Genomic DNA, 1,605 nt, shown 5'->3' with positions numbered 1-1,605 from the left:
AACAGACTGTGTGAAAACGCACTGATGGTGGTTCCAATCAAACGCCCCGACTTGTTCGGGGCGTTTGCTTTTGTGCGGGCAGCAGACAAAAAAGGGCGTTTCAGCCCATCAACGCCATCAACTGACGTGCGCCAAGCACATTGATCGCTCTTTTCAGGTTATAGGCGTTCACCGCCAAGGCCATTTCAGCTCTCGTGCCTTCCAGCTGCCGTAGCAAGAACCGAGCATTCCCAAACAGCCACTGTTTTAGGTTGCCGAAGGGATGCTCCACGATGGATCTTCGGCTGACCATCATTTCGGGGTGTCTGTGCATTCGCCGCTCCATTCGTTCGAAAGCCTCTTCGTGAGCATGGCGTGTGACGTATCGGCGCTTGGCCTCAGTGCATTGCGCTTTCAGCGGACAGGCGGCGCAGTCGTTCTCCGCCGCCTGGTAAATGCGGTCGCCCTTGCTGGTTTGCTTGAGTGTCAGCCATTTACCGGCAGGACATTGATATCGATCTTGCGGGGCATCATAGGTAAATACGGTTCGATCGAAGAACTCCTTTTCCTTGCTGCTGGAGTTACCTGACCGATTAGGCGGTACATAAACCGTGATGTTCTCATCCTCGCAGGCCTGGAACTGCTTGCCATTCGAGTAGCCCGCATCGGCCGTGACCACCAGTTCGTCTTGCTGCAAGTGTTCTTTGGCAGCCTTGGCCATGGGCTCAAGTTGCTTGCGATCATCACTGTCCTGAGTGACTTCATGATGCAGAATCAGGCAATGCTCAGCGTCCACGGCGGTTTGCACGTTGTACGCAACCCGTGGCCCTTTGTGCGTTCGCATCATTCGGGCATCGCTTTCGTGTGTATTGAATTGCTCAAGCTCCATTGATTTCATCAGCGCCTGGCAAGTCAGATTATTCGAGTGCCTGACTTCAAGTTGCGCCAAAGCCGTCTTGACCGCACTGCGATCAACCACTTCGTCGGCTTCGTTTTTGTCCGCCTCATCCAGCTCGGCCAGATACTGGGCGATGCGTTTATCCAGCTTCTGTTCCTGGTGCTTGAGCCGCTTCAAATTCATATGACGCCGCGAGGAAGCAACCGCCTGAAACTTGCTGCCATCGATGGCCACCAGCTCGCCTGCGATCAAACCCACCGTGCGGCAAAACTGGACGAAGGCACGGCATGTCGCAATAAAGGCGGGTTTGTTGTTCTTGCGAAAATCGGCAATGGTCTTGAAGTCGGGTTTGAGCCGGTTGATCAACCACATCACTTCGATGTTGCGCTGACACTCAGCTTCAAGACGCCGCGATGAGCGAATCCGCTGGAAATAGCCATAGAGGAACAGCTTGAGATGATCGGCGGGATCGTAAGAGGGGCGTCCGGTACCTTTTGATAAGGCTTTATCAAAACCCAAGCGTACAAGATCAAGCTTGGCGACATAGGTGTCGATCACGCGGACGAGGTGATCCTCGGGGATCAACTCTTCCAGCGAGACCGGGAACAGGCTGGTCTGGCTGCGGGACTGTCCTTGGATGTAGGCCATGACGAAAAATGCTCCGTATCTTTCGATACGGAGCATTTTCTTTGAGTGCCGCGCAGATTGCTAGGTTTTCACACAGTCTG

1 protein-coding gene is annotated in these 1,605 nt (G+C 54.0%); it reads right to left on the bottom strand.

Translation table 11 applies throughout. The annotated features are described in order from the left end of the window. Window positions 1–100 precede the first annotated feature (100 nt). Window positions 101–1,525, bottom strand: coding sequence for an IS1182 family transposase (locus F8N96_RS34780; RefSeq protein WP_191635410.1), 1,425 nt, complete (start codon window positions 1,523–1,525; stop codon window positions 101–103). Window positions 1,526–1,605: the final 80 nt, after the last annotated feature.

The organism is Pseudomonas fluorescens (assembly GCF_902497855.1).
Lineage (GTDB): Bacteria > Pseudomonadota > Gammaproteobacteria > Pseudomonadales > Pseudomonadaceae > Aquipseudomonas > Aquipseudomonas fluorescens_BI.
Note: the sequence above shows the minus strand (reverse complement) of the source record. Positions and strands in the feature narration are given on the sequence as shown.

What these genes read in the sequence shown, in the direction of transcription:
- F8N96_RS34780 (WP_191635410.1), bottom strand. Translation starts at nt 1,525, where the DNA reads ATGGCCTACATCCAAGGACAGTCCCGCAGCCAGACCAGCCTGTTCCCG.